Below are 26,458 nucleotides of genomic sequence, written 5' to 3' on the forward strand. Positions count from 1 at the left end.
TGACGCCTACGGCGCGGGGACGACCGGTCCGCAGCGGGCGGTCCGGAAGCCGGCTGACGGCATTGCGGCGACGGCTGGCCGGGGACCGGGGTGAGGCGTCGATCCAGATGGCGATCATCTTTCCGTTCGTCATCCTGGTGACCGTCGCGGTGGTCCAGGCCGCGATGTGGGTCCATGCCCGCAGCATCGCGCTGACCGCTGCCCGCGAAGGCGTCGCCGCCGCCCGCGTCTACCAGGCTCCCGACGGCGCAGGCGCAGCACGCGCGCAGGAGACCCTCGGCCGGATCGCGGGCGACAGCCTCACCGCCACCTCCGTCACCACCTCCGGGAGCTCCGCCACCAACGTGCGGGTCACGGTCAGCGGCAGCGCGCCGTCCCTCATCCCCGGAGTGGGCGGGCTGTCCGTGTCGCAGTCGGCCGGCGCGCCACGCGAAAGGTGGACGACACCGTGAAATCCACTCGGATCATGACGTGGCTACGGCGGCGCACCGCGGGGGGTGACCGGGGCAGCGAGACGATCGCGGCCGCGATCGTCACCCCGCTGCTGCTCATGCTGCTGTGCCTGGCCATCGCGGGCGGGCGGATCGTCACTGCCGGCGCGAAAATCGACGCGGCCGCCGAGGACGCGGCCCGTGCCGCGTCCATCTCCCGCACCTACAGCAGCGCGCAGGCCGAAGCCTCGGCCGCGGCTGCCCGCTCCCTTAACGACCAGGGCATCACCTGCGCCTCAACCAGCACCAGCGTGGACGCCTCCGGGCTCGCCGTACCGGTCGGGCAGGTCGGCACCGTCACCGTGACCATCTCCTGCACTGTCACCATGAGCGACCTGCTGCTGCCCGGCGCTCCGGGATCCAAGACCATGACCAGTCGGTTTACTTCCGTGGTGGACGCCTACCGCTCCCGGGAGGGCTGACCATGCGACACCTGCGTACCTGGTGGCACAGCCGACTGCACGAGGACCGGGGTGGGATCGCCATCTACACGGCGATCGTCACCGTGGCCCTGCTGGCGATCATCGGGCTGGCCATCGACGGCGGCGGCAAGCTCCGCGCCACCGAGCGCGCTGACGCCGTGGCGATGGAGGCGGCTAGGGCGGCCGGGCAGGCCATCGACCCCGCGGCTGCCGTTACTGGGGCCGCGGTCCGTGTCGATCCCGCAGCCGCCCAGGCGGCCGCGCAGGCCTACCTCGCCCGCGCCGGCACCCAGGGCAGCGCCGCCCTCTCCGCCGACGGCACCCAGCTGACCGTCACCGTCCACGACACCTACCCGACTAAGTTCCTGGCCCTCATCGGCCTCGGATCGATGGACGTCACCGGGCACGGCTCCGCCCACCTGCTCTACGGCACCACCCAGCCCCAATAGCCCACCGTTCAACGCGAGAAGGACCGGCCGATGCCGAAGCCCACCCCCGCCCCCACCCCGCCGCGGCGGCGCGCCGGCGCGCAGACCGCGGCCGCAATGCTGCGCGGCCTGCTGGCCCTGACCGTGCTGGCCGCGCTGCTGGCCGGTCTGCCGGCCCTGCTGTGGTGGGCCACCACCCTCGTCGGACCGCCCGGACTCGCCGCCCTGACCAGCCTGCTGTCCACGGAGGACTCCGGCCAGGTCTTCCTCCTCGTCCTCGCCGCCGCCGGGTGGGCGGGATGGGCATGCTTCGCCTGCGCGGTCCTGCTCGAGATCCCCGCCCAGCTCCGCGGCCGCACCGCACCGCAGATCCGCGGACTGCTCGGGCAGCGAGCCGCCGCCGCACTCGTCGGCGCCGTCATGCTCGCCCTGCCCGCTGGCACCGCCCTCGCCGCCCCTGCCACCGCAGCACCCGCCAGCACCCCGAACATCAGCGCAAGCGCGGCCCCCGTTGCGGGCACGCAAACCAGCGCAGTAGGCGGAGCAGAAGCCTCCGAACAAGCGGCCAGCACGGCCGTCACCCACACCGTCCGCGACATCCGCCCCGCTGAGAGCCTGTGGTCCATCGCCGCCGAACGCCTCGGCGACGGCGAGCGGTGGGGCGACATCGCCGCACTCAACGAAGGCCGCACCATGGGCGACGGCACCGTCTTCCACGCCGACCAGCCCATCCAGCCAGGATGGAGCCTGCGCCTCCCCGCCGACGCCCGCCCGGCTGCAACGGGTGGCGCAACGCCGCAGCAAACCGGGGCGGCTCCTGCGACGTACACCGTCCGGAGGGGCGACAGCCTGTCCGGCATCGCCGCGACCACGCTGGGCAACGCCGACCGATACCAGGAGATCTTCGACCTGAACAAGGGCCAGGCCCTGCCCGACGGCAACGTGTTCACGGACCCGGACCTGATCTACCCCGGCCAGCGGCTCACTCTCCCCCAGCCCGCCACCGCAACACCCACCCCGCCGCAGACCCCGGCGCCCGCCGCGCCCCCGGCAACACCGTCGCCGGCCGCCCCCGCACCATCAGCATCCTCACCCGCGACACCCGAACCCGCGCCGTCAACTGCGGCTCCCTCGGCCGGCGGCCCGCAGCAGACCATCCCCACGCCGGACGCCCCGTCCCCCAGTGACACCACCACCCCAAGCACCCAGAGCCCCGCGAACATCAACTGGGCGCTGGTCGCAGGGATCGGCACCCTGCTGGCCGCCTCCCTGGCCGGCGCCCTCGGAGTCCGCCGGATCCTCCAACAGCGCCAGCGCCGCGCCGGGCAGACCATCGCCCAAGACCCGGACCCCACCACCGTGGAGCAGGTCCTGGGCGCGGCCGGCGAGCCGGACGCAGTCGGGCTCCTCGACCGTGTCCTGCGCACTCTCGCCCACCACGCCGCCGAGGCAGAGCGCGAACTGCCTGCGCTGCGCGGTGCCCGCATCGATGCCGCCGGCATCACCCTGCTGCTTGACGAACCTGCCGAGCTGCTCACCCCCTTCAACATGGGCGGTGACCCTCGATCATGGATCCTGGACGGCCAGGCTGTGCTGCTGCCCGCCGACCAGGCGGGCGACGTCCAAGCCCCTTATCCGGGGCTGGTCACCCTCGGAGCGACCGAGACCGGTCTGCTGCTGGCCGATCTCATGACATGCCGAGTACTGCTCCTGGACGGCAAGGCCGACGAGGTCCTCGAAGTCGCCCGCGCCCTCGCACTCGAGCTCGGCACCTGCGCCTGGACCGACTACAGCGAAATCCTCACCGCCGGGCTCGGCTCGCGCCTGGCGGGGCTCCTGCCCCAGGGCCGGATCCGCACCATGCCCCACCTGCCCGCCGTCGCCGCCGACCTCGGCGAACTCCTCCTCGAAGCCCACCAGAGCGGCGAACAGGTGCTGCCGTGGCTACTCATCGGCGCCGGCGACAGCGACCAGGAACACGTCACCCAGCTCGCTGACGCCCTCGCCGCTGCCCGTACTCTGCACACCGCGGTCGTCCTGCCCGCCACCGACACCACCCGGCGCGCGTTCCCCCACGCCGAAATCCTCGACACCACGCGCGATCAAGATGTCCGCCTCGCGCTGCTGGACGAGCCGGTGACCTTGCAGCGGATCACCGACGAGCAGTACCTGCAGTACGTCCACGCACTTCAGGTATCCGTGCAGGAACCCGCGACCGCGACCGGGGCGTGGGAGTTCGCCGAGGACCACGACCAGCCAGCTGCCACCAGCGCGCCTTTGACCGTGCGGGTGACCAGCGAGGGCGCTCACGACCCGGGCAACCCCTTCCCCGCCCTCCTTGCGGCCACCGCCCCAGGCGACCCCGCGGCCGCTGAAACCGAAGCCGCGGACGCCGCCGAAGCCGCCGGCGCCAAGGGCCAACCCTCCGCCGGTACGCCGGGCGAACACGCCCGCCCGGGCCAGCCCAGCGAACTCATCCCTGCGGCCCGAACCACAGCCGGCCAAGGCGACGAGGACACGGTCTGTATCGAGATGCTGGGCCCCCTGCGCATCACCGGCGGCCTCGGATCCGCGCACAGCCCTCGCACGAACGCCATCGCGGCTTTGATCCACCTGCGCCCCGGGCGTAGCGCCGAGTACCTGTGCCAGGCCATGGACCCCGTCAACCCGTGGTCCACCCGCACGCTGCATTCACGGCTGTCCGAGCTCCGCAATCAGATCGGCCTGACCGACGACGGGTACCCGCTGTTGCCGCGGCCCAAGAGCGGCAGCGGGTACGTCTTCCACCCGGCGGTGACTTCGGACTGGGACCGCTTCCAGCAGTTGGCCTCGCGCGGGCTGGCCGCCGGGCCCGAGGGCGGCATCGCGGATCTGGAAACGGCGATGGGGCTGGTGCGGGGCAAGCCGTTCGACGGGCGGACCCTGCCCTGGGCTGACCCTGTCATTCAGGACATGCTGTCCCGGATCACCGACACCGCCCATACTCTCGCCCGCTGGCACACCGACGGGACCGCCCCCGACCTCGACGCCGCCCGCCGCACCGTCCAGCAAGGCCTCGACGTCGAGGAGACCTCGGAAGTCCTCTACCGGGACCTGCTCCACATCGAATGGGCCGCGGACAACCAAGCCGCCATCCGCAGGACGGTCGCCCGAGTGCAGCAGATGGCCCGCACCTACGACATCACCCTCGACAGCCTCACCGAGGACACGATCGACCTCGTCCTGTCCGGCCGGCCCTCCCCCACGGCAGTCGGGACCACGGCAACCTGATACCCAGCCCGCTCTGAAATGGGTGTGGGCCCCTGCAGCTGCAGGGGCCCACACCCATTTCAGAGCGGGCTGGCGGTCCAGCGTTCAGGCGAGCGCCGCTACCCGGTGACGGGCCGCGGCGAGGAGTTCGGCACGAGCCTGCCACTCACCGGCAGGCTGCCGCGTCACCCACTCCTCCCGCACTTCCGCCACCGCCACGCATGCCGCCTGTACTTCCTCAGCCATCGCTTCGTCCAAGGCATCCAGCTGCGGCCCCGTAACGACCACCGGCCCGTAGAAGCCGTACGGGATCTCCATCCCCCGCCACACGGACGCCAGCACCCACACCGACAGATTCATCGGCAGCCGCTCAGACTGCCCATTCCCATGCACATGGAGCTGCGTCCTGCGGTGATAGACCGCCGCATCCGCCGGACCGCCCACAGCAGTACGCACCACCTGCCACCGACCCGCATCCTCACCCGGCCAGGGCAGCACGACGACCGCGCCATCCACATCGATCCGTAAGACCGTGCCCACGTCACCCTCCTCATCATCAAGTCAGCCATCAGCCTAGAAGTGATCGGCTGGCATTGACCGACGAATGGGGAGCAACGAAGCCCCCGGATAGCTCACCAGCCCTGGCGCAGCCGCGCCTCGCTTCCGTCGACCGGTGCGCACGCTGCCAGTCACCGGGCATGCTGTCCGTTTCAAATGATCTGGTCCGGATCCAGGGCCGTGACCTGCGGCGATCAGATCAACTGAGACGCCGAACCGCCGACAATCGCAAGCGATCTGGTCCTGGAAGCCTGAATGTTGGGTTTTATCTCAGTTGTGTACGGACCCGCGGCCAGTGACTTGGGAATCCGCAACTGGGACTCTCGCAGTAGACAGCGACGTCAGGCCTGGCGGGCAGAGGCTGCGAAACGGTCGGCGAGCGCGATCACAAGGTCTCGGAGTTCGTCCGGCTGCTCGATGACGAACGGCCGGTCGAGCGAGGCGAGTACAGGAGGCAACCAGTCGAGCCGCTCTGCCCGCAATTCAACGTGGATCCAACGCTCGGTGTGCGGATCGGTGTCTTCCACGGGCGCGGGCTCCTCCAGGCTCGCGACGCTGGCGGGAAGCCGGGTGCGGATCTGTTCGACCGTCCCGTGGATCCGCAGGGTCACTTCGTGCTGGTACGCGGCCTTGGCGAGCCCTGACAGGACGCGCTGTGCCGGATCGAGTCCGGCGGGCGGCTCGAAGGAGCCGGGCAGGGTCCTCGCGTCCGCGATGCGATCGAGCCGGAATGTCCGGTCCTGGCCGATCCCGGGATCGGTGCCCGTGACGTACCACCGGCCCGCATGGGTGACGATCCCGTACGGGTGCAGCGTGCGTTCGCTTCGTCGGCCGTCTCGGGTGGTGTACCTGATCGAGATCGGGCGGCGATGGCGTACCGCATCGGCAATGGCGAGCAGGATCCCGGTCTCCGGGGTGGCCAACTCGCCAGGCGGAGTCGTGAAGGCGAGGGATTCCATGACAGCGTCGAGCCGACGGGCCAGCCTCTCGGGCAGAGCCCGGCGGATCTTGGCCGCTGCCGTCTCACCCGCGGTCTCGGTCGCCGTCAGCAACCCCGTCCTGCGGCCGGCGACGAGCCCGAGCAGCACGGCGAGCGCCTCGTCGTCGTTGAGCATGAGCGGAGGCAAGCGGTACCCGGGGGCGAGCCGGTACCCGCCATAGCGGCCACGGACCGCCTCGACGGGGATGTCGAGATCGACCAGGTGGCCCACATACCGCCGCACGGTGCGCCCGTCGACGCCGAGCCGGTCGGCGAGTTCGGTCACCGTTCTGATGCCGCCCGACTGCAGGAGTTCCAGGAGAGCGAGCACGCGGCCAGTAGGTCGAGCCATGTCCACCAGCCTAGCGCTAATACCGGACGGATTCTGTCCACTATTTGCTCTAGCGTCCGAAGCGCAACGGCTCCACCAACCCCGAGGAGAGCACCATGGACTTCGTTTCGACCCGGATCATCACAGGCAACGTCGCGCGCCTCGTCGACTTCTACGAGCGAGCCACCGGAGTGCGGGCGGACTGGTCCACCGAGGACTTCGCCGAACTGCGGACCGCCAGCGGGACCCTCGCGATCGGCAGCACCCGCACCGTGGCACTGTTCGCACCCGGCTCCGCCCGTCCGGCCGACAACAACACCGTGATCATCGAATTCCTCGTCGCCGACGTGGACGGCGTGCACCGGAACCTGGCCGATTTCGTCGCCGACTTCGTGACCGAGCCCACCACGATGCCCTGGGGCAACCGGTCCCTCCTGCTCCGTGACCCCGACGGCAACCTCGTCAACTTCTTCACCCCCGTCACGCCGGCGGCCATCGAGAAGTTCGCTCGCTGACATAGCGCGGCCCCCTGGCGGGGCCAGTCCCGGCGGCACGCTCGATAGGGACCAAATCATCTGAGACGCCGAGCGAATCGGACCAGGTCAAATGAGATGGGACACATGCACCGATGTAGGGGGTTGGTGACTTTGCAAGATCGGTCATGACCGATGCAGATCGGATCGGTCACCGGTCATCGGTCAAACCGCAGGTCAAAGGCGTGCGGGCTGTTGGACCGGTCACGGCGGAAACAGCCGAGCACGACCAGGTGCCGCCTCGCCCACGCGGGCCGCTCGCTTCGAATGGGGCTCCAGACTCGGCCCGCTGGTGACCTCGCACCGGTGAGGTGATAGTCGGTCACCCACCGATTCCGTCACCGGACTGGTCACCGAATCAATCACCAGTCGCATCGCCACCAGGGTCCGTCAGGCCATGACCGATGCCCAGTCACGTCACCAGTCACCGGTGGCCCCGTCGCCAGGCATATGTCACGACACCGGGCGTCGGTGACGGAGGCATCGGTCAGCGGTGACCAGTCGATGAGCTCGTCCCGGCTGACGGCCGAAAGCCCGAGGCGAGCCTGCCGGGCAGCTGCCATGGCGAACTCGTCCAGGCACTGATGGACGTCGTACTCGAAGAAATCGAGGGCCAAGCATTGATGGCTCGCCATCGCATAGGGGCTGTGATCGTCTCGCCCGCACCGCCGGGATGGGCATCGCCAGCTCAGCGATCTGCTTGATCCCAGTAGCCGTTGTCTTTCCGGACATGATCGGCGAGTTTCCACTGGTCATGCATGCACTCCGTGGCATCGAGGAAGAGCTTCAGGCCGTCACGTCTGTCGGGATGACGCGGAGGTCGTCGATGGCTTCGGCTACGGGGTGTTGGATGCACGCGAGACGGCTGCGCAGGTTCGGGTCGAAGAGCTCCAGCGAGGAGGCGGAGCGGGTGCTGGCCGAGCTTGCGGAGGCGGAGGCGGTACTGGAACGGCGGGCCATCGCCCGCCTGGAACTGGCCGAGGCCCTGGCCACCCAAGAGCCGCAGGCCGAACCGTCTCCCTTGTATGCCACGCCATCCCGGCTTCCTCTTCTGGTGCCCGATGACGGCGGGCACCAACGCCATCACCTTCCAGGACGGCACGTTCGGGCCTCTGAAGCTCTGAGGAGAAGACTCCCGACTTCCCTCTCTGGCGGTCAGCGCCGTCGGCGACGCCGTTGGGGTGGGACGGTGGCCGGCGAGCCTCCGGCCCATTGCTGCTCGAACGCCACCATAAGCTGGGCCCGCATGACGTTGCGCCAGATCGGGTCCATGCCCCGGCCGCGAGCGGCGACGTCACGCAGCTGTGTGACGATGGATAGGAGCATCGTGGTGGCAAGCCTGTCGGCTTCGGCGGCGGAGCTGTCGTGGAGGACAAGCATCCGGTCGAATGCGAGCCCGAGCAACTGGCCCGGCACCATGCGCTCCAGAATGGCGGTCCGGCCGTTCCGACCGGACGCCGGGGGCGCCGAAGCGGGTTGTTCGGGCGAGATGGCGGACAGCGGGACGGGCCCGAAGAGCAGCCGGGCCAAGGCACGGACAGCGCGGTACTGGAGGGTCCTGATGGCTTGTTCGTCCTTGCCCATGATGCGGGCCGTCTCGATCACCGAGAGGCCCTGCAGGAAGCGCAGCGCCACGCACTCCTGCTGCTGCGGGTTGAGCCGCCGGACGGCGTCCAGCAGGGCGGCGTTGGAGAACGACTCCAGGACGGAGTCCTCCGGGCTGGGCTCGCACTCGTTGGAGTCGAGCATCTCGCCGGTGGGGACCTCCAGCCGGAAGCGGCTGGACTTGAAGTGGTCGGCCACCAAGTTGCGCGCGATGGTGACCAGCCAGGCGCCGAAGTCCCGGCCCTGCCAGGTGAACGTGCCGATCCGGCGCAGCGCGCGGAGGAACGTCTCGCTGGTGAGGTCCTCGGCGGTGGCCTTGCTGCCGACCCGGTAGTAGATGTAGCGGTAGACGGTGTCCGCGTAGTGGTCGACCAACGCCCCGAAGGCCGTCACTTCACCGGTGTGGGCACGTGCCACCAGGGCGACCACGTAGTCCAGCGCTCGGGCCTGGACAGCGACTTCGACTTCCTGAGTGGGCGGTGGTGCGGAATCGGGCGGGCGGAACCCCGGTGAGCGCCGGGACAGCACGGCCAGCACCCGGCCGCCGAAGGACTCACCGCGGATCACGGAGTGGTGCCTTCCGTCACGTGCTCGCCCTGCTCGGCGGGCGTTTCGGTCGGGGCTGGCTCGGACGCGGGCTCAGGCTCAACGGAGGGTTCCTTCGTGTCCGCGGGAGGCTTGTCCTCCGGGCGGCGGGTGGCCACCATGGCCTGGAGCGAGCTGTTCACCAGGTTCGCCACGAGGAGCGGGACGAGTTTGGCGAGCCGCTGCAGGCTGCCGATAGCGCCCATGCCGACGGCGAACGACACCGCCGGAACCGTCGCGTAATCGTAGGTGGCCGCCAGGACGCCGGCCAGCGTGGCGCTGACGAGCGTGCTGAGAACGACCGCCACGGTGTAGGCGGCACGACCGGGCGCTGGCAGCTTCTCCTCGCCCGGCCGCAGGTCCGGTCGGCGAGCGGGTCGCTTGACGGTGTCCGGACCGACCTTCCAGGGCGCAACGCCGTGCCACTTGAGCGCGGTGATGATGTCGTAGGCCTCGATCGCGATTCCACCCAGCCCGCCCACGGCTGCGGCCGCCAACCAATCCATGCCGCGCATCGTAGGGAGCAGCGGAGGCGTGCCGGGTGGAAATCGGAGAAGTCCTGCGGGAGTCCCAGGGCGTGCCGGTGCGCTACGACACCCATGAGCTGCTCGGGAAGCTCTGCCTTCATGCCCAGACTGCCGAAGGATCACCCGGCCGAGCAGCACACTCGAACGCATGTCCACCATGATCGATAGAACAATGACTTCTCAACGAAGAGCCCGCCTGGCGGCGCTCAAGTCACGGGCGGTGGCATCGGTTCCGCGCTTCGCCTGGTACATCGTCACCAATCGATCGGATGAAAGTATCGGCACGGTGACGAGTCCGAGGCCGGACGCTGGCAGGTATCGCGCATCATGATCGCCGTCTCCGGAAGGAACACCGCCATGCTCGGTACCCCAAGACGCCGTACTGGTCCGTCCCGATCCGCCCACCGGATCGTGGCGGCCATCTGCACCCCGGCACTCACCGCGGCCGCTTTCGTCGGCTTCGACGCCAGCAATGCCATCGCCGCGACCACCTGCTTCGATCTGGCCGCCACCGTCACCGGAACCACTGGTACCGCAGGCGACGACGTCATCATCGGCACCCCTGGCCGTGACGTCATCGACGGCTTGGGCGGTAACGACAAAATCTGCGGCCTTGGCGGAAACGACATCCTCACAGGCGGGGAGGGTGACGACAGCCTCTCTGGCGGGGAGGGTGACGACCGGCTCGAGGCGGGCAACGGCAACGACCGGCTCGTCGGCGACAACCGGGCGTTCACCGGAGACGTCACCGGCCCGACCGGGCGCGACTACCTCTCGGGCGGGGCGGGCTTCGATGTCCTGGTGGGCGACAACTCGGCCGTTCAGGGTACGGCTACGGGAGCCTCGACAGACATCCTTCTCGGCGGGGCCGATCCCGACACCCTGATCGGCGACAGTTCGGGCGACTACGCCAACGGCGCGGCGGCCGACCGCCTCGACGGCGGCGGCGGGGACGACACCCTCACCGGCGACGCGTTCGGCTGGTACGGAGCCACCGGCGCGGCGGACGACATCCTGTTCGAAGGGGAGGGAGTCAATGGTGATGTGACGGGCGACAGTCAGTCTCCCTTCGGGAACGTGACAGGCGCGGGCGGCGACGACGTCATCGACCTCGGCGTGGACGGCGCCTTCGGCGCCTGGGGCGACCACTTCGCCGGCGGCACGGCCGTGGGTTCCGGAAACGACCGCATCACCGGGGGCAGCGCGGGCGAAACCGTGCTCGCGGGAGACAGCAGCCTTGTCGACCCGGCCGGATCGACAGCGGGCAACGATGTGATCGACGGCCGGGGCGGTGACGACCACATCTTCGGCGACAACACGGACTGGAGCCAGACACTCGGCACCGCAGGAGGCAATGACTTCATCCGCGGCGGCGACGGCGACGACTTCCTGCGCGGAGGCCCCGCCAGCGACACACTCAATGGCAACGCAGGCATCGACGACTGCGACGGCGAAGGCGGCACGGACTCCGAGCTCAACTGCGAGGCCTGACCTCGCCTGAAGAGGAAGCAACCCGCGCGGAACAACCGGGCCCCCAGTCGCCGACGTACTCGCCCTGGGGGACGCGCGACGCTGGCCGAGAATATCAGCGTGCGTCGGCCCCCTGCGCGGCTGCTACGCGCCCTGTGCATACATCGGTCACTGGCCATTGGCAACGAGCTGATGATCATCTTCAGACGGAGCGGAGGTGAGCGCGTCCTTGCTGGCGGCGCTGCTCGGTGAGGTGCTTGCCTGCATCGATGACGCGGCGTTGACCTGTCTTCGGTGAAACTCCCAGCCGGCGGGCGACCTCTGCTCCGGACAGCTTCACGCCGCTCTCTTCGGCCTCGGCGAGCCAGCCGGCGACGGTGAGGATTTGATGCTGGATCAGGTCTCGGCCGGCTCCTCGGCCTGCTGCTGGGGTAGCCGAGCAGCGGACACCCCGGTATCACTGACCCTCGCCCTCCCCGCGCTCGATCTCTCCGGCCGGGCCTGTGGCTGGGCCGGTCAGCGCGCTGGGGGACATCTGCTGACGTTCCGGGGCCGACAACAAGTCCCCGGCCGAAGCCGCGGGCGCGGGCACGTGACCGGGCACAGAGGCGTGCGCGGCCGGTGGATGAACGTCGCGGCGGGCCGAGGGGGGTCCAAAGAAGGGGTGGGGTCCGGAGGCCTCAACGCCACCGGTCACCGAAGCAGCCATCCGGCTTTCGGGGAACCGGGCGAGCAGCTCCTCCACCTCTGTCGCGGGCAGCGGCCCGCCGGTCACCGGGTCCACCAGCCCGTACGCCTCGGCCGGGTGCACGACGAAAGCGGCAGCATCAGGGGGCGCGCCGGTGCGCGCCGCGTACGAGCGGCATGCCTCCCAGAGCTCCGCCTGCGTCATACGGGCCGGCTCGGAGGCCACCGGAACGGCCGGCTGTACCGGAGGCGGCGCTCCGGGGAATTCGGGACCGTGGGGGTGGTCCTGACCCTTCTCGTCATGTGCGGGGTCCAGGTTCAGCGCGTGGACGAGGCTCTCATCCCTATCTGCGGACCCCTCCATGGCCTGCTCCCCCAACACAGCTGGTGAGTCAAAGCCGTCCATTGAACGGGCCTACCGGGAGCTCGTCGACCGTGGTCTCGTCTTGCGCAAGCCGCGAGTTGGGACGGTTGTTCGCGACCGCTCTCGCGTTCGTGTCCCGTTGAGCCGCTACGGTGCTGTACTGCGCCCGGGTGGGGACAAGGGGCCATGGGAGACGGCAACGGCCGCGGTGGGTCTGGAAGGCAGCGTCGTTGCCTTGTTCGTCGAGCGGATCTCCGCCCCGACCGAGATTGCCTCGTTGCTCGAAGTTGAACCGGGCTCTCCTGCTGTTCGCCGCAGCAGGCATGCCGTGATCGACGGGGATGTCGTGCAGGTCCAGAACGCCTACTATCCGGCCGAAGTGGCTGCCGCAGCGGGACTCGACGAGCCGGGCAAGGTTGTCGGCGGCGTGTTCGGGGCCATGACCGCAGCTGGACTGGATCCCCAAACCGCGAGCGAGACGGTGACAGCCCGGCCGCCGACGAAGGCCGAGGCCGCGGAACTCGGCATCGGTGAGCGGGTACCGGTCATGTGTATCGAGCGCGTGGTGCGCAGCGGCAGCGGCCGCGCGCTGGAAGCCCTGCGGGTGGTGGGCGCTGCCGACCGTCTGGAGCTGCACTACGGGGAGTTGCCGCTGGCCGGCGGGGTGCCGTAGCGGGTCGCGGAACCTCAACGGTGACTCACCGGCTGCGCCGTTGCCCGGTTGTGATGCCACACGGGGCGCATCGGTGATCAGGCCGGTGGCATCGGCGCCGTTTTGTAGGGCGTGAGGATTCGCCCGAACCGAACGAGCCCCGCCACGAGTGGCGGGGCTCGCAGGTCCTCGTACAGGCCTGGACCGCCTGCGCGGGGAAGAGCACCTAGTTGCGTGAACTGAGAGGTGCGCTGAGCCATGAGCTTATGCGGAATCATCCTGAGGGCGCCACAGGCCCCCGTACACGGCATCAACGGGTTCGCCCTGGATGTGGTGGTGCACGGTGGCGCTTGAGCCAATCCTGTGGGCCTTGCATGACAGCCCCGTGAACAGTACGACGGACCGGATGCTGCTGGCCGGCCTGGCAGAGAAAGCGGATCCGGACGGCACCAATGCCTTCCCGTCGCGGCGGACGCTGGCCCGGATCGCGCTCTGCGACGTCAAGACCGTGCAGCGGCGTCTGGCCTCGCTCGCCGAGCGGGGTGTAATCACCCTGGGAGACCAGGAAGCCGCCCGGTACATCCCCGCGCACGCCCGCCCCAAGGTCTACGACCTGCAGATCCCGGCAGCCTGGTACGGCCCCGAAAGACTGACACGGGTCAACGAGGACCGGGCACACCGCGGCCTGCCCCCACTCACACAGCACACCCGCCCCACACTGCCACCCGCCCCACCGCGAACAGAGCGCAGCGACAAGGGAAAGCCACGCCAGAAGGGAGGGGACTCTCAGTCCCCTCCCGCAAAACCCCTCGAATCCGGCGGACGGGGGGACTCTCAGTCCCGGGGAAGGAGGGACTGTCAATCCCCGCAGGGGGGACTGACAATCCCCCAACCCTCCCCTATAACCCTCCCCTCTCCAGAAACCCCGATAGCGCCTGCGGCGCGTAGCGCCGATGACGCCCGCAGGGCCACAACAGGTAGTAGCCCGCGAGGGGCCAGCGGCTGCGCCGCGTCCCCGGGCGCTGGCGCGCCCATCCCGGCAGCCAGGTCACCGAAGACGACCCGGCTGCGACTGTCTCCGGGACTGGCTGACTCGGTCAGAGCCGTTGAAGCGGGATGGCCGCGGGAGCTGGCACCTCTGCTGCCGCCCCACCCCCCGGCCGCGCTGCGTGAGGCGATCCTGCGCGCCCTGGACGCAGGACGGACCCCCCAGCAGCTACTCGAGCGGATCCAACGCCGTTGGTGGACGCACGGCTACGCCCGCGCCCTGGCCGAAGGGGAACTCGCCTCCCCCGTCGGGGCCGCGGTCGGGCTGGTGCGCCCGTCCACGGACTGCCCGGACCCCATGTGCGAGGACGGCACAACCCTCCACCTGGACGACGCATGCCCCAAATGCGCAGAACGCCGGGCAGACCGCCGCCAGCGCCCAGTGACCGCACAACGGGGGAACGCCGCGGAGCTCCGGTGGTGGGAATGCGACGGCGAGGACTGCTCGGCGGCCGGCAAAGGACCACGACCCGACGACGGGCTGTGCCAGCAGTGCCGGAACCAAGCAGAACAGACTGAGATCCAGCGTGCGACGGCAGGACTTGCCGCCGAGGCCGAGACAGCGCAGGAAGCCGAACGGCTACGACAGGCAATCCGGTGGGAACACATGCTCGATGAAGCCCATGCCGAGCATGCCGAGCGGTCCCGCTCAGCACAGGACCAGACCAAAGCCGAACAACGCGCCGCCACCGAGGTCGAGGATGTACGCCGGCTGCAGGAACAACTCATACGGGAGCACCCCGAACTCGCCGCCTACGCCCAACAACAAATATGACCGACACAACCCCGAACACGCTGCCGGCGCATGGACTACGTTACGTCCTCGGCGGGCCCGACGACGGCCGGGCGCGGCGCGGTTTCGGGTGGGTTGCCGCCAGCCCGTGCGTCCTCGTCTCCGTCATGCACGCCAACAACGAGGTCGGCACCCTCCAGCGGATTGCCGCCATCTTGACTCGCAGCCGCCCTACGTTCGTCTCGGCATCCAAGCGACGCGAGATCAAGGGAACCTCCATGAGCGCCAAGATCACGGCACGCACCGAGCCCCTGGGCACGAGCCCGCGAATCACTGCGGGAGTGATGGACCAGAACGCGGTACCCGATCACCAGCAGGCTCTCAACTGCACCAGGATCGCCGCGGCGGTCTACGCGGCGGGCGTGAACGAGACCCGCGACGGCAAGTACGAGGGGATAGTACACATCGCCCTCGCCGCCTCCGATGCCTAAGAACTGCTATCGGAATGACTTCAGGCGTCGCCAGCAGATGAGTGAGCAAGCGAGGCTGAGGAAGGCTTCGTGGATGTCGTCGCGGACTTCCCAGCGGATCCGCAATCGGCGGAACCAGTGGAGGTGGGCGAAGGCCCGCTCGACAACCCAGCGTTCGGTGCCGAGGCCGGAGCCGTGTGGGACGCCGCGTCGGGCGATGACGGGTTTCACGCCCAGGGCCCAGGCCAGGCGTCGGTACTTGTCATGGTCGTAGCCGCGGTCCCCGAGCACCGTGTCGGGCCGCCGACGGGGCCGGCCGCGCTTGCCGCGAACCGGTGGGACGGCCTGGAGGAGGGGGATGAACTGGGTGACGTCGTTGCGGTTGCCGCCAGTCAGGATGGCGGCAAGCGGAATGCCGGTGGCATCGGTGATCAGGTGGTGCTTGCTGCCATTCCTGCCCCGGTCAACGGGGCTTCGCCCTGTTTTGGAGCCCCCTTTAACGCGCGTATGTGGGAGCCGTCGACCACGGCCCGCGAGAAGTCCAGAGCGCCGGCCCCGCGGAGCCGGGCCAGAAGGGTCTCGTGCAGCCGCGGCCAGACGTCGGCCTCGGTCCACTCAGCCAGGCGCCGCCAGCAGGTCATGCCCGATCCGAACCCCAGTTCCTGCGGGAGGTGTTCCCACGCGATCCCGGTGTGCAGAACGAACAGGATGCCCTGGAACACCAGCCGGTCCGGATGCCGCTTCCGACCAGGATGACGAGTCCGTCGCTCCACCCTCGGCAGGAGCGATTCGATCACCGCCCAGAGTTCATCGTCCACTTCCCACGGCTTCCGCCGAGCCACCCCACACCCCCAGATCAACGTTCTCAGGGACATCCAACCAGCCCGAAGATCATTTCGTTAGGGGTTGTAAAGCCGTCGCGGCGTGGTGCGCGGCCCAGGACCGGGCCGGGCGTCGCTTGGGATGGCGGTCCTGCCCTGCCTGCGAGTCGTAGGCTCAAGGTCCAAGTCGGCAAGCGCAAGGGGGCACCGTGACAACGGAAATCGTCATTGTTCACACGACCATCGATCAGGAGGAGGGCGCCCGGAAGCTGGCTGAGGAGGCAGTGAAACAGCGACTGGCCGCGTGCTCACACCTTGACGCGCCGTTCGAAGCCACCTATTGGTGGCAGGGCAAGCTGGAGAAGGCCACGGAGTGGCGAATCTCGTACAAGACCACGGTGGACCGCGTGCCGGAGCTCCGGGCGTGGGTGCACGAGAATCACCCGTACGACGTACCAGAGTTCATTGTGCTTTCCGTGGCTGGCGGCTCGGATGCCTACCTCAAGTGGGTAGCTGACGAGACCAGGCCCCAGTAGCTTTGAGGCTGAACGGCGGGGGCTCGATAGGGTCGAGCCTCCGTCGTTACGCTGCGAGCTCCTTCAGATGCTCGGCCAGATCGCGTTCCGAAGTTGGGAGCAGGCTGGCGATAGCCGAAGCCCGCGAGCGTCCCATTGTCGTCGTCCGGGCCGCGGCCGCGGTGGCGAACTCTTGGACGACGTGGACGCCTTGTTCCCGGGATCCCCCCTGAAGGTGCGCAACGGCCAGATCACCAAGAACCACCACCCCCGCGTCGGACAGGTCGTCGCCCAGTCTCTGGGTGGCCTCGTTAGCTGCGTCGAGCAGCTCAGGGTGTCGCAGTTGTCCGTATACCGACAGCACTAGGGAGTCCCGGCGAGATGGCGTCATGAATTGGACCCAGGCTTCCTCTGCCGTGTGGTCGGCGTACTCGTACGCGATCCGGGCCCGGTCCAGTGCGCGAAGAGCTTGAAGTTCGTCCCCGAGGCGCGCGGCCTCCTCGGCGTGACGTGCGTGGATCCATGCGGCGGCCGTCGCGTGCCCTGGTCCGCGAACGCACTGCTCGGCCTCCCTGAGAAGGGTGATCGCCTCATTCGGCACGCAGCCGTAGCTGGTGTAGGCCAAGGAAAGGGCTCTCAGGGGTGGGTGGCCGGCGGCAGACGAGCACTCCGCGGCCACCTGATAGTAGCTCCGCGCTGTGCGGTGGTCTCCCAGGTCCCAGGCGAGCCAACCAGCCAAAGCGGCGGTCTCACCGGCAGCGATGGTCAGGGCCTGCTGCTGCCTACCGGCCCGGGGCAGCACGGAGGTGATGGCGTCCAGGTGGGTATTCACCCTGTATCGAAGGTGCGCCGCTTCAACCTGCATTTCGCTGGTGTGGAGGCGGCGGGTCTCATCCACGAGTACCCGGGTTGCCTGTTCGTCGATGCCTCCAGCCCCGCTGATGGCGTGAGTCAACCGGGTCCAGGGCTCCGCAGACCCTGCCGCTACGACTACCGCGCCTTCAAGCAGCGTTCGCCGTTTCACGTTCTGATCGTCCCTTTCGTCGAGGGCAGCCCGATCTCGTCGCCGCCGAGCACGAGCGTGCTGTGCCTCCTGTAACAGGTCTTCGGCCAGCATGCCGTAAGCAGCAGCCATGTCCCTGATAGTGGGTGTTGTCGGGATGGTCTCGTTGTTTTCGTACCTGCTCAGCTCGCGCCGCGTCATCGCGTTCCGGCCGCTTACTGCGTGAATGGCGTCGACCTGTTGCTCTTGCGTACGCCCGGCGCGCCTGCGCAGCTTCGCGAGCAGCTCACCGAACGGATCTTGCCGCATAGCCATGAGTGTCGCCCCAGTCTCTCGGTTGGGAGCATCATGGCCCCAATTTCCCCCTCTCAATTCCCCCTTGACGCGATTTTCGGCCCTCATTTCCCCCTCTCAGTTCCCGCTGGATGTCGCGGGCTGAACGCAGTGTGATGTGTCCGTGACCGAGACCATCAGCACTCAGGGATTGGACGTGGCCATCTCTCCTGCCCGGGAGGGCCACGCCGGGGCCGTCAAGGGGGCGGACGCAATGTGGCTGCAGCGACTGCGCCGCACCACTCGGGTTGCCTTGACTCAGTGGCGATGTACGAGCTTGATCGACGACGCGCATGTAGTGGTGACGGAGCTCGTGACGAACGCCCTCCAGCACGGTGACGGTGAAATCCGCGTCCTGCTCCGCCTCACCAACAGCTATCTGCACGTGGAAGTTCACGACGGATCCACCGCGTGTCCTGTCCCTCGCGTCAGCACCCCGGACGACGAGAGCGGACGTGGCTTACTGCTTGTCGCTGCCATCGCCCAGGACTGGGGCGTCGAGGCCGGCAGGTCTTGGTGCCGGCTGTCATTCACGCGGAAGAGCGCCTGATGGCTCGCATCCGCGCGATGGCACTGTCCGAGATCAGTCGGTGAACGGCTTATGAGCGTGGATGGACCGCCAACGGTGGGTCGACAGGCGCTATCGGGTGGGCCGCCGTCAGTAGATCTTGCAGGCTCTGATCGTGCTGGGGCTGATGGCCGCGTAGCCCCCGTTCGTCGCCCATACGGATCCACGGATTCGGTGGACACTCGCGGCCCGAAGCGTCATAGCCCTGCGCGGCCGCACGACCGTCGACCTCGAAGAGCTTGTGGCAGCCACATCCTGTTCCCAAGATATCCGTCCGGCGATCCGCTTGCCCTGAGCCCGGACAGCCGGACGGTTCCAACACCGGCAATCCGCTGCGCCCCACCGCGGCGAGGCCAGCGCCACCGCACGCCTCCGCGGAAGGCAGCCTCCCTGCGCGTCCTACCGACCTCCGTCCTGTCCCCTTCATCCCCTCCACACCAAGGCCCACACCCATGTATGTGACGAAGCCGCTCACGCCCGATCATGTTCCGGCGCTCAACCAACTGCTGGCCCTGCGCATGCACTGGCTGACGGAGAACAGCCTCCCGCTGCGCGGGGAGAGTTCCAACCTGATGCAGCTCGTACGCCTCCCCGAGCCCGGCATGGTGCCGGTCGGAATGTGGGACGGCAAGAGGCTCGTCGCTGCCCTCGCGGTGCAGTCCGCGGCGCCCATGGCCGGTTGGACGCTCGATGAGCGGCAGGAGCCGAGCTGGGTGCTCTCCCTCGCTCACACCCTTCCGAGGGAGCCGGGGGTGGGCGCGATCCTCGTGTCCGGGCTCTGCGACTACGCAGCGCGTAAGTCCGATCCGCCGGTCTGGATCCGCTGCGCGGTCCGTCCGAGCGCACTGGCCAAGTATCTCGAAGAGGCCTGTGGCTGGATCAAGGTCCGCGAAGTCAGTAGTCCTTACGGAGACTCCCACCATCTGCTCCAGCGTCCCCCTCGGCTAGCCGAACACGCGACGCTCACCGTCCGTGCTGAAGGAGGGCCGGCGTGATGCCGACAGCTGCACTGTTGACGGGTGCTCCGGACGCCTCCCCCGGTGAGGCCGCGGACCGGGAAGCAACTGTGGCGGAGTTATGCGAGCAGATCACCCACCACATCGCCCTCGGCCGATACGCGCCGGGGATGGTCCTGCCAGCCAAGGTTGTCGCCGCCGATCTCGGTGTGCCCGCCGCCCTGCTGCCGCGCGCATTGCGGGACCTGACAGCGGCCGGCGCGCTGATTCGTAAGGGCCCCCACATCTCAGTACCTCATGCATTGGATGAGCGCCTCTCGCGGGCGCGTCACCTGGCCGACCGATCTCTCGATCAGATCGCAGGCGGGCTCTACCCTCCCGGTGGGACGCTCCCGGCGATCAGCGAGTTTGCCCGTGATCGCGTCGCCGAACCATCGCTCGTGCGTCAGGCCCTCAACCTTCTGGAAGACGAAGGATGGCTAGGTCGAAGGCCGGGGCTGGGTCGTGTGGTCCTGCCTTCAGGATGGCTGCTCACCCCGCCCCGAACGGCAGACCTTCCACGGCGAGCCACCGGCACCGCTGGGCTGAGCGAGGACGAAGTACGGGATGCCGTCAGGTTGGCGTACACCCGCTGGCGCAGCCGGCAGTTCCTGCCGCCCGAGGACGTCGAGAGGGCATGGCAGGAGATGCGCGTCATCGCGGCGCAGGTCCTGCCACCCATTCGGCCCGGGAGTCCCCATCCCATGCGCCGCGGGGAACGTGCGGCGGCCCTGGTACTGGAGGCGGCATCGGCCCCGCTTCCCGACGCTGCGCTGTACGGCCTGTGGCACACGGCCTGCCTCGCCATGGGCATTCGGGGGCTTCTGGCCTACGCCTGTCGGAGGACTCCATGACCGCACCCCGCTCCGGCCGACTGCTACGCGCTCTTGGTCCGCTAACCGGTACTCCTCTCGTCGGGCCGATCGCGAGCGCCATCACTGTGGCGATCCACCGGCGCCGGGTTCGGCGCCACATCCAGGCGATGCTCGGCCGCGCGCTGATCACGGACGCCCGACTTGGTCGCGGTGAGGGACAGCCATTGACACCCCGCTGACTGCGCCCCGTCTGACCTGCCGTCCCACCATCCGAGAAACGACCGCCCTGGAGGCCCAATGACTACGACCGAGTTACCGGCCCCACCTGCCTTGAACGCAGTACCCGATCCAAATCAAGTGTTCGATCAGGCCGACCGGCGCATCGCGGCCGCTGCCGCCGCCCTCTGGCCGGCCGCCCGCATCGAACTTGGCCTGCACGTCCCCAGCCCCACCACGTACGTGCGCCGCATGCGGGTCGACGACCGGACTGTGTACGCCAAGTACTCATTTGTCGGCATGTCCCTCGTGTCCCTCCTGCGGGGTTCGGCCGGAACGTGGCCCCAGGTGCTTGCCGCGCAGGAGCTTTACGTGCAGCGCCCGGACTCGTTGATGCGACGGGAGGCCGCCCAGCTCGCGTTCCTGTCCCGTCTGCCCGGCCCGCGTCCTGGGCTGCTCGCTGGACTGCACGACGGTGTCCTGTTCACCACCCCGGTCACCGGAACGCCGCTGTCTCAGGCGCTTCTCACGCAGCCTGCCCGCACCGCGGACTTCCTCGATCTGACGTTCAACGAGTTGCGGCCGCTGCACGGCCGGGGTCCCGGCGTCACGGACCCTGGCGTGATCGGAACCGATCGCAGCATTACCAGCACGTTCGCGCGCAAGTTCGGTCAGCCGGATGCCCACAGCTATATCGATGAACTCACCTCGGGCCACGAGCCCGTGCACCTGGCTCCCGTTCTTCACCGCATCGTGCACCGGCTGCTGGCCGCCGGCCTGTCGGTTCTGACGGGCCGCCGGTCCTTCTGCTACGGCGACTTGAAGCCCGAGCATGTGATCTTTCCTGCCGGTTCGGGTCAGCGTCCGGTGTTCATCGACCCCGGCTTGATGTTCGCCAGTCCCGACAGCGACCGTGCCAAGCTGATCAGCAGAACGGTGCTGTTCCTCGCCGCAGTGCGCCCCTCCGGGGCCGGGCAAGTCATCGATGGGCTGGGCCGCCACGTCGACAGCCACCTCGACAGGACCACCCGCGTGCACCAGCCCGCGATCCTGCGGCAGCTGCTGACGTGGTGGCTGATGGACACCACCAGCATCCTCACGACCTACCTGGCCGCGCCATTCGGGCTGGCCCTGCCCCATACCGGCCAGGCCCTGACTGCCCGTGCCTCCGCCATCCTCACCGTGGTCGACTCCCTGGCCGGCCAGCTCGAGCGCCGTCTTCCCGCTCGACAGGTCTGGGACAACGCGCTCGCGGCCGTCAGGGTGGTGGCCGCCGCGTGACCACCACGATCGGGATCATCGGCGCCGGAGCCATCGGCCAGACCGTGTCCAACACGATCCTGGCCTCCGGCATCGCCGACCAGCTGCTGCTCGCCTCCCGCACACTCGTCCAGGCGCAGGCCTTGACGGACGACCTGGACGACATGCGCACCTCCACCGGCGCCTTCACCACGCTGCTTGGCTGCCGGCCCGAGGACACCACCACCGCGGCAGCGCTCGTCATCGCGATCCGGGAGCGCTTCACCAACACCCACCAGCACGACATCCGCATGGGCGGCGCCGCCAACGCCCGCGCCATCCGCGACCTCGGCCGCCGCCTGCGCGGCTACACCGGCACCGTCCTCATCGTCACCAACCCCGTTGACCTGATGGCCCGTCTCTTCGCCGAATCGTCCGGCTGCACCCGTGTCTACGGGATCGGCTCCAACCTGGACACGGCCCGCTACCGGCTCGCTCTGTCCTCGCTGACGGGCGTGCCCGCGGACCAGATCCGCGGGCACGTCATCGGCGAACACGGAGACAGCGCCGTCATCTGCGCGTCGACCACCACCGTCAACGGCCGCGCCCTCGCCGTCCCCGTCCGGGAAATCCGCAAGACGCTGGCCGACCGGCCCGGCAGCATCAGCAGCGGCGTCGGCCGCACCCGATCAGGACCCGCCGGAGCCGTCCTGACCACGCTGCGCCTCGTGCTCGGGCAGGCCGACGGCACCACCGAGCTTTGCACCGAATGGATCGGCCACTGGCTCGGCGTCCCCATGACCTTCACCGCCGGCCAGGGCAAGCCCACCCTCCCCGTCCTCGACCCCACCGAGGCCGACCGCTTCACCGCGTCCGGCAACAAGCTCGACACCGCCTACCAGGCACTCGCAACCATCCAGTAGAGGAGCACCCCAGGTGAGCATCACCGCCACCCGCATCACCGCCGCCCCGGCGGCCGTCACGATCATCTCGGCCGACCGGACCGTTACTGACTGGGCCTCCCGCTACTTCGGCCCCTGGTGGGGTGCCGCCAGCGTCGACCCCGCCACCGTGTGCGCGGGGACCGTCATCGCCGCCGACGTTGACCTCGACGCCTACATGCGCCTGGAAGAACACGTTCGGGCCCGGCCCCACACCAGTCACATCTACGCCAAGGCCCCCGCCCTGGTGGCCACCGCCGCCGACGGCACGATCACCGCCGTCGCCCCTGGCCAGCAGCTGGCCTACCTCAGCGAGCCGGCCACCGGCCGCATCAAGGTCGCTGGAGCGGACCCGCTTCAGGTTTCCCTGGCCACCGCCCGCATCGCCCGCGACGCCGTACGCGGGCAGCTCCTGCGCGACGGCTGGACCGTGCTGCACGCCTCCGCCGTCGTAATGGGCGACCGGACCTGGCTGGCCTTTGGCGGCAAGGGCGCCGGCAAGACCACCACCGCCCTCACGTTGGCGACCCGGTGCGGCGCACACCTGCTCGCCAACGACCGGGTGTTCGCCCGCGCGGACGCGTTCGGCAACGTGACGGTCCTGCCCTGGCCGGCGGCCGCCGCCGTCGGTCTCGGGCTGCTCGACGGCCTCGGCCTGTACGAGAAGGTCACCGCCCGCCTCGACGCAGGTGAGTCCCTCCACCCCACCCAGGACGAGCGGGTCACAGCCGCTCTGTGTACCGGCAACCTCAGCCCGCTCTGGGACGGCGGGCGGGAGCTCAAGGCGCAGGTGTTTCCCGACCAGTTCGAGTCGTGGTTCGGGCTGACCCTCGCCACGCAGGGGATGGCCACCGACTTGCTATTCCCGCAGATCGCCGCCGGGGCCGAGCCTTCCGTCCACGACACCTCGCCGTCGCTTGGCGACAGCGACTTCATGCAGGGCGCCACCGAGGACCGCTACCCAGACATCCTGGGCCTCGCCCGCGGCGTCACGGCCGGCGGCAACGCTGATGCCCGCGACCACGTGCGCGGCCTGCTGCGCCTCCTCCCCCACCACGCCTTCACCCTCGGACACGACCACGACCGAGCGGCCGACTTCCTGACCAAGCTCGCTGCCGCATAGCCCTCGCGATCGTCTAGGCGCCTGTGTGGCTGCTCGATCCGGCTCGGCAGCCACGCAGGACACCCGTACAGCGTCAACCAGGCGCGTCGAACCCGCAGTCAACCGAACATATGACCGCTCCGGCCGGGGAACAGCGCCTGACACCGGACGGGAAACAGAAGAACTCGGCCAGCTCGCAAGAAGTCGGCCAGAACCGAGAAACACCGCCGATAGCGTCCCTGCCAGAGCGGCACCGCCGGTGCCCCGCGGCGCATACCCCGGTCGCGGGACCGCGGTCTGGCTAGCGTCGTCGCCCCATACCGTCCCACACCACGCGGCAGTTCTACGTACAGCGCCCTGGCTGGCACTCCTTCTCGGTGCGGCCGGCTGGTCCCCATCCGCTACACCACGACAAGAGACAGGTGACCGCATGACCGATCTTGAAACTGCCGACCCCGGGGTTCTGCGCACCGCGATGACGGAGCAGCTCGTCAGGGCGGGCACCATCCGCAGCAAGCAGGTCGAGGCCGCATTTCGGACCGTCCCCCGACACGTCTTCGCCCCGGAGGCACCCCTCGCTAACAACCCCTAACGAAATGATCTTCGGGCTGGTTGGATGTCCCTGAGAACGTTGATCTGGGGGTGTGGGGTGGCTCGGCGGAAGCCGTGGGAAGTGGACGATGAACTCTGGGCGGTGATCGAATCGCTCCTGCCGAGGGTGGAGCGACGGACTCGTCATCCTGGTCGGAAGCGGCATCCGGACCGGCTGGTGTTCCAGGGCATCCTGTTCGTTCTGCACACCGGGATCGCGTGGGAACACCTCCCGCAGGAACTGGGGTTCGGATCGGGCATGACCTGCTGGCGGCGCCTGGCTGAGTGGACCGAGGCCGACGTCTGGCCGCGGCTGCACGAGACCCTTCTGGCCCGGCTCCGCGGGGCCGGCGCTCTGGACTTCTCGCGGGCCGTGGTCGACGGCTCCCACATACGCGCGTTAAAGGGGGCTCCAAAACAGGGCGAAGCCCCGTTGACCGGGGCAGGAATGGCAGCAAGCACCACCTGATCACCGATGCCACCGGCATTCCGCTTGCCGCCATCCTGACTGGCGGCAACCGCAACGACGTCACCCAGTTCATCCCCCTCCTCCAGGCCGTCCCACCGGTTCGCGGCAAGCGCGGCCGGCCCCGTCGGCGGCCCGACACGGTGCTCGGGGACCGCGGCTACGACCATGACAAGTACCGACGCCTGGCCTGGGCCCTGGGCGTGAAACCCGTCATCGCCCGACGCGGCGTCCCACACGGCTCCGGCCTCGGCACCGAACGCTGGGTTGTCGAGCGGGCCTTCGCCCACCTCCACTGGTTCCGCCGATTGCGGATCCGCTGGGAAGTCCGCGACGACATCCACGAAGCCTTCCTCAGCCTCGCTTGCTCACTCATCTGCTGGCGACGCCTGAAGTCATTCCGATAGCAGTTCTAAGGCGTACGCCGCGCACGAGGCCGTGCCCACGAAGAAGAACGAGCACGGCATCACGATCAGCTCAGTCTCAGCCCCCGACGTCCAGGCGATGATGCTGGAGCAGGCCGAGGCCCATGTGGGGATGCGGGTCGGCGAAATCGGCTCGGGTGGTTACAACGCGGCCCTGATGGCCGAGGTCGTGGGCCCGGACGGATCGGTCGTCACCGTCGACATCGACCCCAACGTCACCGACCGCGCCCGAGAGCTGCTGGACGCCACCGGGTACGAGCGGGTTCGGGTCGTCCTTGCAGACGCCGAGCAGGGCCTCCCGGACGCTGGCACTCTTGACCGGCTGATCGTGACCGTCGGGGCCTGGGACATCCCCCCTGCGTGGACTGATCAGCTCGCAGGGGATGGTCGGTTGGTCGTGCCGCTGCGCATGCGCGGACTGACGCGCTCGGTGGCCTTCGACCGCGACGGCGACCGCCTCGTGTCCAGGTCGGCCGAGGTCTGCGGATTCGTCACCATGCAGGGCGAGGGCGAGCACTCCGAACGTCTACTGCTGATTCGGGGCAAGGAGATCGGGCTCCGCTTCGATGAGGAATGGCCCGCCGACCCCGACGCTCTGAACGGCGTGTTCGACACCGACCGGGTGGAGAAGTGGACCGGTGTAACCGTCGCGCCGGCAGAGCCGATCAAGGGCATGCAGATGTGGCTGGCGACCACACTCGACGGCTTCTGCCTGATGTCGGTGGACGCCGAGCTCGACACCGGCCTCGTCGCCCCGCAGAACAAGCGGGCGAACATCACCCTGCTCGACGGTGACTCCCTCGCCTACCTGGCCATCCGCCGGACCGCGGACGGCGCCGAGTTCGGCGTCCACGGCTACGGGCCGAACGCGGCAGCGGTGGCCGACGCCCTCGTGGAGGAGCTCCAGAGGTGGGACCGCGATCACCGGCAGGACGAGCCGGTCATCTACGCCTACTCGGCCAGCACCCCCGAGGCCGACCTGCCCGCCGGGCGGGTCATCACCAAGCGGCACCGCCGCATCGTCATCTCCTGGCCCCAGGAGGGCCAGGCCAGCAAGAGCATCATCACCGAGAAGGAGAAGTGATCATGACTCACCAGGTGAAGCACGCCACGACCGGCATGGATGAGTTCCACCTCGACGTGCGGGTGGTCGAGTCCGGAGCGCCCATCGCGAGCCTCCTGCAGGACACCGGCGACGGCTGCGGCAGCACCTGCGCCAACGGCGCCACCGCCTGCGTCTCCCTCAGCGGCGACGCCGCCTGATCCGTGCCGCCGCGAGGTGAGGTAGAGCACCAGC

Annotated in this window: 26 protein-coding genes and 3 pseudogenes; 21 read left to right on the plus strand and 8 right to left on the minus strand. The window is 69.0% G+C overall.

The window, feature by feature from the left end:
* The first annotated feature begins 53 nt into the window (after positions 1–53).
* From AB5J51_RS00195 to AB5J51_RS00210, 4 genes are read left to right on the plus strand one after another with little or no spacing between them, the layout of a single operon-like run.
* Positions 54–452, plus strand: a complete 399-nt coding sequence (locus AB5J51_RS00195) for a TadE/TadG family type IV pilus assembly protein (RefSeq protein ID WP_369780178.1) — start codon at positions 54–56, stop codon at positions 450–452.
* A 14-nt stretch (positions 453–466) separates the two neighbouring features.
* Positions 467–913, plus strand: coding sequence for a TadE/TadG family type IV pilus assembly protein (locus AB5J51_RS00200; protein WP_369776299.1), 447 nt, complete (start codon positions 467–469; stop codon positions 911–913).
* Positions 914–915: 2 nt separating this feature from the next.
* Positions 916–1,362, plus strand: a complete 447-nt coding sequence (locus AB5J51_RS00205; protein WP_369776301.1) for a pilus assembly protein TadG-related protein — start codon at positions 916–918, stop codon at positions 1,360–1,362.
* A gap of 30 nt (positions 1,363–1,392) precedes the next feature.
* On the plus strand, positions 1,393–4,611 hold the full coding sequence (locus AB5J51_RS00210) for a LysM peptidoglycan-binding domain-containing protein (protein WP_369776302.1): 3,219 nt from the start codon (positions 1,393–1,395) through the stop codon (positions 4,609–4,611).
* A gap of 84 nt (positions 4,612–4,695) precedes the next feature.
* Here AB5J51_RS00210 and AB5J51_RS00215 read toward each other — a convergent pair whose 3' ends face one another.
* Positions 4,696–5,130, minus strand: coding sequence for a hypothetical protein (locus tag AB5J51_RS00215; protein WP_369776303.1), 435 nt, complete (start codon positions 5,128–5,130; stop codon positions 4,696–4,698).
* Positions 5,131–5,489: 359 nt separating this feature from the next.
* Complete coding sequence (locus AB5J51_RS00220; RefSeq protein ID WP_369776304.1) at positions 5,490–6,479, minus strand: helix-turn-helix transcriptional regulator; 990 nt, start codon at positions 6,477–6,479, stop codon at positions 5,490–5,492.
* Between the two features lie 95 nt (positions 6,480–6,574).
* Between AB5J51_RS00220 and AB5J51_RS00225 the strand changes: the two genes are divergently transcribed.
* A complete protein-coding gene (locus AB5J51_RS00225; protein ID WP_369776305.1) occupies positions 6,575–6,973 on the plus strand; it encodes a VOC family protein in 399 nt (132 codons plus the stop codon).
* An 804-nt stretch (positions 6,974–7,777) separates the two neighbouring features.
* Here the strand turns inward: AB5J51_RS00225 and AB5J51_RS00230 are convergent.
* The 3 genes and pseudogenes from AB5J51_RS00230 to AB5J51_RS00240 all read right to left on the minus strand — a co-directional run bounded on the left by AB5J51_RS00230 (position 7,778) and on the right by AB5J51_RS00240 (position 9,687).
* A complete protein-coding gene (locus AB5J51_RS00230) occupies positions 7,778–8,023 on the minus strand; it encodes a hypothetical protein (protein ID WP_369776306.1) in 246 nt (81 codons plus the stop codon).
* Positions 8,024–8,506: 483 nt separating this feature from the next.
* Positions 8,507–9,016, minus strand: a pseudogene (locus AB5J51_RS00235) (ECF subfamily RNA polymerase sigma factor, BldN family); the annotation flags it as partial.
* A 143-nt stretch (positions 9,017–9,159) separates the two neighbouring features.
* Positions 9,160–9,687: a hypothetical protein gene (locus AB5J51_RS00240; RefSeq protein ID WP_369776307.1), complete on the minus strand. Its 528-nt coding sequence runs from the start codon at positions 9,685–9,687 to the stop codon at positions 9,160–9,162.
* Between the two features lie 348 nt (positions 9,688–10,035).
* On the opposite strand from AB5J51_RS00240, the gene AB5J51_RS00245 reads away from it, so the two are divergent.
* Entirely contained in the window at positions 10,036–11,199 is a 1,164-nt protein-coding gene (locus AB5J51_RS00245; RefSeq protein WP_369776308.1) for a calcium-binding protein, read from the plus strand.
* Between the two features lie 436 nt (positions 11,200–11,635).
* On the opposite strand, the gene AB5J51_RS00250 is transcribed toward AB5J51_RS00245, so the two are convergent.
* Positions 11,636–12,229, minus strand: a complete 594-nt coding sequence (locus AB5J51_RS00250) for a hypothetical protein (RefSeq protein ID WP_369776309.1) — start codon at positions 12,227–12,229, stop codon at positions 11,636–11,638.
* Between the two features lie 139 nt (positions 12,230–12,368).
* On the opposite strand from AB5J51_RS00250, the gene AB5J51_RS00255 reads away from it, so the two are divergent.
* The 4 genes and pseudogenes from AB5J51_RS00255 to AB5J51_RS00270 all read left to right on the plus strand — a co-directional run bounded on the left by AB5J51_RS00255 (position 12,369) and on the right by AB5J51_RS00270 (position 15,152).
* Positions 12,369–12,902: a UTRA domain-containing protein gene (locus AB5J51_RS00255; RefSeq protein WP_369776310.1), complete on the plus strand. Its 534-nt coding sequence runs from the start codon at positions 12,369–12,371 to the stop codon at positions 12,900–12,902.
* Positions 12,903–13,209: 307 nt separating this feature from the next.
* Positions 13,210–13,416 (plus strand): annotated as a pseudogene (locus AB5J51_RS00260) (helix-turn-helix domain-containing protein); the annotation flags it as partial.
* A gap of 894 nt (positions 13,417–14,310) precedes the next feature.
* Positions 14,311–14,703 carry a hypothetical protein gene (locus AB5J51_RS00265; protein WP_369780410.1) on the plus strand — a complete coding sequence of 131 codons (393 nt, stop codon included), beginning with the start codon at positions 14,311–14,313 and terminating at the stop codon, positions 14,701–14,703.
* Complete coding sequence (locus AB5J51_RS00270; protein ID WP_369776311.1) at positions 14,700–15,152, plus strand: hypothetical protein; 453 nt, start codon at positions 14,700–14,702, stop codon at positions 15,150–15,152. The genes AB5J51_RS00265 and AB5J51_RS00270 overlap by 4 nt, the downstream gene beginning before the upstream one ends.
* Positions 15,153–15,158: 6 nt before the next feature.
* Here AB5J51_RS00270 and AB5J51_RS00275 read toward each other — a convergent pair.
* Positions 15,159–16,006, minus strand: a protein-coding gene (locus AB5J51_RS00275; protein WP_369776274.1) for an IS5 family transposase whose coding sequence is annotated in 2 segments (ribosomal slippage) — positions 15,159–15,631 and positions 15,631–16,006 — 849 coding nt in all. Because the reading frame shifts where the segments join, the coding sequence is not laid out codon by codon here.
* Between the two features lie 155 nt (positions 16,007–16,161).
* On the opposite strand from AB5J51_RS00275, the gene cutA reads away from it, so the two are divergent.
* The gene (cutA, locus tag AB5J51_RS00280) at positions 16,162–16,488 is read left to right on the plus strand and encodes a divalent-cation tolerance protein CutA (protein WP_369776312.1); all 327 of its coding nucleotides are present in this window, start codon (positions 16,162–16,164) and stop codon (positions 16,486–16,488) included.
* Between the two features lie 46 nt (positions 16,489–16,534).
* Here cutA and AB5J51_RS00285 read toward each other — a convergent pair whose 3' ends face one another.
* On the minus strand, positions 16,535–17,779 hold the full coding sequence (locus AB5J51_RS00285) for a helix-turn-helix transcriptional regulator (protein ID WP_369776313.1): 1,245 nt from the start codon (positions 17,777–17,779) through the stop codon (positions 16,535–16,537).
* A gap of 148 nt (positions 17,780–17,927) precedes the next feature.
* Here AB5J51_RS00285 and AB5J51_RS00290 point away from each other — a divergent pair, with 148 nt between their 5' ends.
* From AB5J51_RS00290 to AB5J51_RS00335, 10 genes and pseudogenes are all read left to right on the plus strand, one after another.
* Complete coding sequence (locus AB5J51_RS00290) at positions 17,928–18,353, plus strand: ATP-binding protein (RefSeq protein WP_369776314.1); 426 nt, start codon at positions 17,928–17,930, stop codon at positions 18,351–18,353.
* Between the two features lie 476 nt (positions 18,354–18,829).
* Positions 18,830–19,366 carry a hypothetical protein gene (locus AB5J51_RS00295; RefSeq protein WP_369776315.1) on the plus strand — a complete coding sequence of 179 codons (537 nt, stop codon included), beginning with the start codon at positions 18,830–18,832 and terminating at the stop codon, positions 19,364–19,366.
* Positions 19,366–20,220 (plus strand): GntR family transcriptional regulator, encoded by an 855-nt coding sequence (locus AB5J51_RS00300; RefSeq protein WP_369780179.1) that lies wholly within the window; start codon positions 19,366–19,368, stop codon positions 20,218–20,220. The genes AB5J51_RS00295 and AB5J51_RS00300 overlap by 1 nt, the downstream gene beginning before the upstream one ends.
* A gap of 318 nt (positions 20,221–20,538) precedes the next feature.
* Positions 20,539–21,678, plus strand: coding sequence for a hypothetical protein (locus AB5J51_RS00305; protein ID WP_369776316.1), 1,140 nt, complete (start codon positions 20,539–20,541; stop codon positions 21,676–21,678).
* Positions 21,675–22,559, plus strand: coding sequence for a lactate dehydrogenase (locus AB5J51_RS00310; RefSeq protein ID WP_369776317.1), 885 nt, complete (start codon positions 21,675–21,677; stop codon positions 22,557–22,559). Before AB5J51_RS00305 ends, AB5J51_RS00310 begins: the two co-directional genes overlap by 4 nt.
* Positions 22,560–22,572: 13 nt before the next feature.
* On the plus strand, positions 22,573–23,700 hold the full coding sequence (locus tag AB5J51_RS00315; RefSeq protein ID WP_369776318.1) for a hypothetical protein: 1,128 nt from the start codon (positions 22,573–22,575) through the stop codon (positions 23,698–23,700).
* Between the two features lie 409 nt (positions 23,701–24,109).
* Positions 24,110–24,271, plus strand: coding sequence for a hypothetical protein (locus tag AB5J51_RS00320; RefSeq protein WP_369776319.1), 162 nt, complete (start codon positions 24,110–24,112; stop codon positions 24,269–24,271).
* Between the two features lie 24 nt (positions 24,272–24,295).
* Positions 24,296–25,143, plus strand: a protein-coding gene (locus AB5J51_RS00325; RefSeq protein WP_369776274.1) for an IS5 family transposase whose coding sequence is annotated in 2 segments (ribosomal slippage) — positions 24,296–24,671 and positions 24,671–25,143 — 849 coding nt in all. Because the reading frame shifts where the segments join, the coding sequence is not laid out codon by codon here.
* A 16-nt stretch (positions 25,144–25,159) separates the two neighbouring features.
* Positions 25,160–26,245 (plus strand): annotated as a pseudogene (gene fxlM / locus AB5J51_RS00330) (methyltransferase, FxLD system); the annotation flags it as partial.
* Between the two features lie 2 nt (positions 26,246–26,247).
* The gene (locus tag AB5J51_RS00335) at positions 26,248–26,424 is read left to right on the plus strand and encodes an FxLD family lanthipeptide (protein ID WP_369776320.1); all 177 of its coding nucleotides are present in this window, start codon (positions 26,248–26,250) and stop codon (positions 26,422–26,424) included.
* Positions 26,425–26,458 lie beyond the last annotated feature (34 nt).

Source organism: Streptomyces sp. R33, from assembly GCF_041200175.1.
Lineage (GTDB): Bacteria > Actinomycetota > Actinomycetes > Streptomycetales > Streptomycetaceae > Streptomyces > Streptomyces katrae_B.